This is a genomic window from Pseudomonas sp. PS01299, assembly GCF_029960145.1.
Taxonomy (GTDB): Bacteria; Pseudomonadota; Gammaproteobacteria; order Pseudomonadales; family Pseudomonadaceae; genus Aquipseudomonas; species Aquipseudomonas putida_A.
The window spans coordinates 23,829-31,183 of record NZ_JASCPO010000060.1; the positions used below are offsets into that span (position 1 = coordinate 23,829).

Below are 7,355 nucleotides of genomic sequence, written 5' to 3' on the forward strand. Positions count from 1 at the left end.
CCATCTGATTGGAGTTTGATGACCATGAGTGTGGAAACTCAAAAGGAAACCCTGGGCTTCCAGACCGAGGTAAAGCAGCTGCTGCACCTCATGATCCATTCGCTGTATTCCAACAAGGAAATCTTCCTTCGCGAATTGATCTCGAACGCCTCTGACGCTGTCGACAAGCTGCGCTTCGAAGCCCTGGCCAAGCCTGAGTTGCTCGAAGGTGGCGCTGAACTGAAAATCCGTGTGAGCTTCGACAAGGACGCCAAGACCGTCACCCTCGAAGACAACGGTATCGGCATGAACCGTGACGATGTGATCACCCACCTGGGGACCATCGCCAAGTCGGGCACCGCCGATTTCATGAAGAATCTCTCGGGCGATCAGAAAAAAGATTCGCACCTGATCGGCCAATTCGGTGTCGGCTTCTACTCGGCCTTCATCGTGGCTGACAAAGTCGACGTGTACAGCCGTCGCGCCGGCACCCCTGCCAGCGAAGGCGTGCACTGGTCGTCGAAAGGCGAGGGCGAGTTTGAAGTCGCCACCATCGACAAACCAGAGCGCGGCACCCGCATCGTCCTGCACCTGAAATCCGCTGAAGACGAGTTCGCCGACGGCTGGCGTCTGCGCAACATCATCAAGAAATACTCCGACCACATCGCGCTGCCGATCGAACTGCCGAAAGAAGTCACTGCCGCTGAAGGCGAAGAGAAGCCTGCCGTTGAATGGGAAACCGTCAACCGCGCCAGCGCCCTGTGGACCCGTCCGCGCACTGAAGTGAAGGACGAGGAATACCAGGAGTTCTACAAGCACATCGCTCACGACTTCGAAAATCCGCTGGCCTGGAGCCACAACAAAGTCGAAGGCAAGCTCGAGTACAGCTCGCTGCTGTACGTGCCGGCCCGCGCGCCGTTCGACCTGTACCAGCGTGAAGCGCCGAAAGGCCTGAAGCTGTACGTGCAGCGCGTGTTCGTGATGGATCAGGCCGAGTCGTTCCTGCCGCTGTACCTGCGCTTCATCAAGGGTGTGGTCGATTCCAACGACCTGTCGCTGAACGTGTCGCGGGAAATCCTGCAGAAAGATCCGATCATCGACTCGATGAAGTCGGCGCTGACCAAGCGCGTGCTGGACATGCTGGAAAAACTGGCGAAGAACGAGCCTGAGCAATACAAGGGCTTCTGGAAAAACTTCGGTCAGGTCATGAAAGAAGGCCCGGCAGAAGATTTCGCCAACAAGGAAAAAATTGCCGGTCTGCTGCGTTTCGCATCGACCCAAGGCGACGACGGCGAGCAAGTTGTCGGTCTGGCTGACTACCTGGCGCGCGCCAAAGAAGGTCAGGACAAGATCTACTACCTCACCGGCGAAACCTACGCGCAGGTCAAGAACAGCCCGCACCTGGAAGTCTTCCGCAAGAAAGGCATCGAAGTGCTGCTGCTGACCGACCGTATCGACGAGTGGCTGATGAGCTACCTCAGCGAATTCGACGGCAAGACCTTTGTCGACGTGGCACGCGGTGATCTTGATCTGGGCAACCTGGACTCGGAAGAGGACAAGAAAGCTGCAGAAGAAGTCGCCAAGTCCAAAGAAGGTCTGGTCGAGCGCCTGAAAACCGCGCTGGGCGACTCCGTTGCCGAGGTTCGCGTCTCTCACCGTCTGACCGATTCGCCAGCCATTCTGGCCATCGGCGAACAGGACCTGGGCCTGCAAATGCGCCAGATCCTCGAAGCCAGCGGACAGAAAGTGCCGGAGTCGAAGCCGATTTTCGAATTCAACCCGAGTCACCCGCTGATCGAGAAACTCGACGGCGAGCAGAACGAAGGGCGTTTTGGCGACCTTTCGCACATCCTCTTCGATCAGGCCGCCCTGGCGGCTGGCGAAAGCTTGAAAGACCCGGCCGCTTACGTGACCCGTCTGAACAAGCTGCTGGTTGAACTGTCAGCTTGATCACGTTGTAGAAAAACCCGCTTCGGCGGGTTTTTTCATTCTGGTGTTTAACTAATCAGGAGTCAGAAATGAGCCAAGTTACTGTACGTTCCGTGGTCTATCAGCTGGATGGCCAGCCCTATGAAGGTCGTCTGGCGTTCGACGCCGAGCACAAGGGCGCGCGCCCGGGCCTGCTGATGGCGCCGAACTGGATGGGTGTCAGCGCCGGTGCGGAGGAGATCGCCAAGTCGGTCGCGGCCAAGGGCTACGTGGTGTTGATTGCTGACGTGTATGGCCAGGCAGTACGTCCGCAGAACGCTGACGAGGCCGGCGCGGCGATGATGCCGCTGAAGAACGATCGTGCACTGCTGCGCAAGCGCATGCAGGCAGCGTTCGAGCAGTTGCAGAAGCAGGGCGAGGCAGCGGTCGATACCTCGAAGCTGGCGGTGTTCGGGTTCTGCTTCGGTGGTTGCTGTGCACTGGACCTGGCGCGCACCGGTGCACCAGTGAAGGCGGCGGTGTCGTTCCACGGTACGCTGGACTCGCCGAATCCGGCGGACGCAAAGAACATCAAGGGCTCGGTGCTGGTACTGCACGGTGCCTCCGACCCGCTGGTGCCGAAGGAGCAATTGCCGGCGTTCGAAGATGAAATGAACGCGGCGAAGGTCGATTGGCAGTTGCTCAGCTACGGCGGTGCGGTGCATTCGTTTACCGATCCGCATGCCAATGTGCCGGGCAAGATGATGTACGACGCGAAGACCGCCAAGCGTGCGTTCAAGTCGATGCATGATTTGCTGGATGAAGTGTTCAAAGCCTGAAGCCTGGAAAGCTAAAAGCCCCCTCACCCTAACCCTCTCCCAAAGGGAGAGGGGACTGATCGGGGGATGCTCAAGGATTACGCCGACCTGAAAGTGCCTTAGTGAATCCATAATCGCCAGGATTTTTCAGGTCGATGTATGACGCCAGATACCTCGGTCGGCTCCCTCTCCCACCGGGAGAGGGCTGGGGTGAGGGTAAAGACTTAACGCGGCAATTCAATCCGCTCCACTTCCCCCGGCACCGTCGGCCAATCCCCGGCCGCCCACTTGTGCCGTGCCTCATCGATCGCCGCCGGATCGCTCGCGACAAAATTCCAGTTGATCCGCCGAGGCCCGTCCAGCGGCGCGCCGCCAAACACCACCGCGTGTACATCACCCTCGGCAAACAGGCTCATCTGTTCCCCGGCCGGCAACACCGCCAGCGCATGGGGTTCGAGGAGCTCGCCATTCAACTGCGCATCGCCACTCAGCACATAAATCGCGCGTTCTTCGTGCTCGGTCGGGATCAGCAAAGTGGTTGCGGTCTGCATCTTTACTTCGGCGTACAGCGTAGGAGAAAGCACCGGCACCGGCGATTCCAGGCAAAAGCCTGACCCGGCGATCATCCGGATCTGCACACCAAGGTTATCGCTGACCGGCAAGGTTGCCGCCGGGTGATGGCTGTAATGTCCCGGACCTTGCTCGTGATCCTTGGGTGAGGCCAGCCAGATCTGCAAGCCGTGCATGGTGAAGCTTTGCTCCCACAGCGGCTCGGGCGTGCGCTCGACGTGGGCAATCGCACTGCCCGCGGTCATCCAGCTGACATCGCCAGCACTGACCACCTGATCGGAGCCGAGGCTGTCCTTGTGCTGGATCTGTCCTTCGAACAGGTAGGTCAGGGTCGACAGACCAATGTGCGGATGCTGTCGGATGTTCATGCCTTTGCCCGCCGGATAAACCGTTTCGAGCATGTGGTCGAAAAACACGAAAGGCCCGATGCTGCGGCATTTGGCTGACGGCAGCGGGCGCAGGATCGGCTGGCCTTCGACGTCTTCGGCGCGCGGGCGGATGATCAGTGGTTGCGTATCCATGGTGCATTCCAGGCTGAGCGGGTGATGCCAGAAGCATAACCCGCCGCTGGCAAGAGGGTGATTACTGGCTGTCGAAGCCTTGTGGGGCGTGGGTTTCGATGCTGACGTCGCTGGTAGTCATCAGTTTGTGGATCGGGCAGCGATCAGCCACGCGCAGTAACTCTTCACGCTGGGCATCGTTGAGGACGCCCTTGAGGGTAAGCGTCACGTGCAGGGCGTATTTGCCTTTCTGCTCTTCGCTGTTGTCGCGTTTGACCTCGACACCCACGCCGGTCAGCGGGATGTCTTTCTTCTTTGCGTACATCTTCAGGGTCAGTGCCTTGCAGGCACCGAGCGCGGCGTCGAAGTAGTCGTGTGGCTCGGGGGCCGAGCCCTCGCCGCCGGCAGACTTCGGCACGTCGGCAAACAATTCGTAGTCATCGATCTGTACGGTGTGACGAAAACCTTCGGCGGAGACGGTATTGACGGTAACAGTCATGGCAACCTCACTGGCAGTAGGAAAAAGTCGTTCGATCAAAAAAGGACCTTGCAGTTATAGAGCATTCCTACAGAGCCGCGTTCCACTTTCCTGCAGGATGAACCCTTGTGATCGGCTCAGGGTCTAGGCTATGCCTACCTGCCGGAGATTACTTGTGTCCTTGTTTCGTTTGAGTCTTGCCTGCCTGCTGGCATTCGCCGGTAGCGCCAGCGCCCGCGATTACACCTACAGCGATGCGCACTTGCACTACGTGGATTTTTTCCAGGAAACCGCCGGCATGGCGAAATTGCTCACGGCCATGCAGGACAATTCCATCGACCATGTGATGATTTCCGGTATTCCCGTGGCGAAGAAGTGGCACGAGGACGAACCCAAGCGTCCGCGCTATTACGCCGGCGATGATGCCGATGCCTACTGGTACAGCGCCACCGATGTGATCGTTGCCGATGCCGTGCAAAAGCTGACTTCGGAGCAGCGACTGCACTTCCATCCGTTCCTTTCAGGCTTCAACCCCAATGACAAGAACTCCGCCGCGCACATCCAGCGCATGCTCGATCTGTATCCGGGGCTGTGGCAGGGCATTGGTGAAGTGTTCACCCGCCATGATGACTTGACGGCGTTGACCGCCGGCGACACGCCACGGGCCAATAACGAGGCGATGAAGCGGATTTATCACCTGGCTGCCGAAAACGATCTGCCAGTGATGCTGCATTCCAACATCACCTCCAAGCGTGAGAAAAATCCGCTGTACTTGAAGGAAATCGAAGAACCCCTGCGTAATCACCCGCACACCCGGTTCATCTGGGCGCACGCCGGCACCAGCGCGGAAATTCATCGGCACCAGACGCAACTGGATTTTCTCCTGCCCACGGTGAGTCGGATGCTTGAGGCTTATCCGAATCTGTACATCGATCTGTCGTGGAGCATGCTCACACCGTACCTGCTGGACGAGCAGGGCAAGCCGCGTGCGGAATGGCTGGCATTGGTCGAGAAATATCCTGAGCGCTTCATGCTGGGTTCGGATGTTGTAGGTCGATTCAACAAACTCGGTCAGGAAATGCGCAGCTTCACGCCGTTCCTTGATGCATTGCCCGAAGACGTTGCACGTAAAGTCGCCCGGGATAACTTCCTGGCGATATTGCCGCGAACAGCGGCAAAGTCCGGGAAACCGCGCTGAATCGTTAATGCCGAGGGTTCGAAGTATCAAGGCCTTTTGATATCACCTTTTGGTCTTACGCAAATTTTCGCCGGGCCGATACCTTCTAAAGCAACCAGCTGCAGGGTTGATGCAGCGCTTTTGGAAGGAACCAGAGTCATGAGCATCCGTAGTCTCAATATCGCGCCGCGAGCCGGCCTGGGTTTTGGTGTGTTGGCGCTGATGGTGTTTGCCCTGGGGGCGTTCGCCCTGCTGCAAATGGCGAACATGCGCGCCCAGTCTGATGAGGTCGACAACAACTGGCTGCCGAGCGTGATGGCGGTCGGCGAGATGAGTCAGGACATGTTGCGTCTGCGTGCGCTGACCATGCGCCTGCTGCTCAATCGTGACCCGCAGGCGCTGGCGCAGAATGTCGCCAAGCTCAATGACCTGCGCGGTGTGTTGAGCGAAGCCCAACAACGCTATGACGTGTTGATCGTGCTGCCCGAAGAGCGCAAGTTGTTCGACCGCTTCAAGGTTGCCGAGCACCAGTATCTGGAGTTTCAGGCGCAGGTCATGCAGTTGTCCGCACAGAATCGGGTGGAGGAGGCGGCGGCGATTCTCAACGGTGAAATGAGCCCGTTGGCCGACGACATGGCGGTCACCCTGAAAGAGCTGGTCGAGCTGAACAAGCACAATGCCAATCTTGCCACCGAAGCCGCGCGCCTGGTTTTCATCAATTCGCGGGTGTGGGTCGGGGTGATGATTGGCATCACCGCGCTGATCACCATCGGTCTGGCGTTGTTGCTGACCCGCAGCATCGTCCTGCCGCTGGCGCAATCACTCGGCGTGGCGGAAGTGGTGGCTGGTGGAGATCTGACTGGCGATATCAGTATCTCCGGCAAAGACGAACCGGCGCGGCTGCTGCAGGCGCTGAAAAGCATGCAGCACAACCTGCGCGACACCATCCGGCAGATTTCCGAGTCGTCCAGCCAGTTGGCGTCGGCCTCGGAGGAACTGAGTTGCGTCACCGAGGACGCCACGCGCGGGCTGCACCAGCAAAGCCTGGAGATCGAGCAGGCCGCCACGGCGGTCAATCAGATGACCGCTGCCGTGGAAGAGGTCGCGAGCAACGCCGTGGCGACTTCCGAGGCGTCGCGCGAGTCTGACCGGATTGCCCAGCACGGTCGCGAGCAGGTCAATCAGACGGTGACTTCGATCCAGTCCCTGGCTGACGATGTCACGTCCAATGCCACGCAGGTCGAGGATCTGGCGCAGAAGGTTCACGGCATCAGCAAAGTGCTCGACGTGATCCGCTCGATTGCCGAGCAGACCAATCTGCTGGCACTGAACGCAGCGATTGAGGCGGCGCGGGCCGGGGATGCCGGGCGTGGCTTCGCGGTGGTGGCCGATGAGGTGCGGGCGCTGGCCCATCGCACCCAGCAATCGACCCAGGAAATCGAGCAGATGATCGGTGGCATCCAGCAGGGCACCGATTCGGCGGTCAGTTCGATGCAACAGAGCAGCGTCCGCGCCAATTCGACTCTGGAACTGGCCAAGGCTGCGGGTTTGGCGCTGGAGGAAATTGCCTCGGCGTTCACCTTGATCAACGAGCGCAACCTGGTGATCGCCAGCGCCTCGGAGGAGCAGGCAGCGGTGGCGCGGGAGGTGGACCGTAACCTGATGAACATCCGCGATCTGGCGATGCAGACGTCGGCGGGGGCAAATCAGACCAGTGCGGCAAGCCAGGAGTTGTCGCGGCTGGCGGTGGATTTGAACAATATGGTGGCCAGATTTTCGGTCTGAGCTGACCCTTGACGATTGCACTCACCCCCTGTGGGAGCGGGCTTGCTCGCGAAGGTGTTGTATCAGATACATCTTCGTTAGCTGGCAGGCCGCCTTCGCGAGCAAACCCGCTCCCACAGTATTTGTGTGTCGCCTGGGAA

The 7,355-nt window shown here is 59.2% G+C and carries 6 protein-coding genes; 4 read left to right on the forward strand and 2 right to left on the reverse strand.

Translation table 11 applies throughout. The features are described 5' to 3' along the window. The first annotated feature begins 24 nt into the window (after positions 1 to 24). A complete protein-coding gene (htpG, locus tag QMX91_RS13325; RefSeq protein WP_047600274.1) occupies positions 25 to 1,929 on the forward strand; it encodes a molecular chaperone HtpG in 1,905 nt (634 codons plus the stop codon). Positions 1,930 to 1,997: 68 nt separating this feature from the next. Continuing rightward, positions 1,998 to 2,726, forward strand: a complete 729-nt coding sequence (locus QMX91_RS13330; protein ID WP_135295244.1) for a dienelactone hydrolase family protein — start codon at positions 1,998 to 2,000, stop codon at positions 2,724 to 2,726. A gap of 203 nt (positions 2,727 to 2,929) precedes the next feature. Here the strand turns inward: QMX91_RS13330 and QMX91_RS13335 are convergent, their stop codons facing one another. Together QMX91_RS13335 and QMX91_RS13340 are read right to left on the reverse strand one after the other, a co-directional pair. Next, on the reverse strand, positions 2,930 to 3,796 hold the full coding sequence (locus QMX91_RS13335; RefSeq protein WP_282412853.1) for a pirin family protein: 867 nt from the start codon (positions 3,794 to 3,796) through the stop codon (positions 2,930 to 2,932). Between the two features lie 61 nt (positions 3,797 to 3,857). Next, positions 3,858 to 4,274 carry an OsmC family protein gene (locus tag QMX91_RS13340; protein ID WP_134785779.1) on the reverse strand — a complete coding sequence of 139 codons (417 nt, stop codon included), beginning with the start codon at positions 4,272 to 4,274 and terminating at the stop codon, positions 3,858 to 3,860. A 154-nt stretch (positions 4,275 to 4,428) separates the two neighbouring features. Here QMX91_RS13340 and QMX91_RS13345 point away from each other — a divergent pair, with 154 nt between their 5' ends. Together QMX91_RS13345 and QMX91_RS13350 are read left to right on the forward strand one after the other, a co-directional pair. Then, positions 4,429 to 5,451, forward strand: a complete 1,023-nt coding sequence (locus tag QMX91_RS13345; RefSeq protein WP_134785780.1) for an amidohydrolase family protein — start codon at positions 4,429 to 4,431, stop codon at positions 5,449 to 5,451. Positions 5,452 to 5,589: 138 nt separating this feature from the next. Then, positions 5,590 to 7,215: a methyl-accepting chemotaxis protein gene (locus tag QMX91_RS13350; protein WP_098967880.1), complete on the forward strand. Its 1,626-nt coding sequence runs from the start codon at positions 5,590 to 5,592 to the stop codon at positions 7,213 to 7,215. Positions 7,216 to 7,355 lie beyond the last annotated feature (140 nt).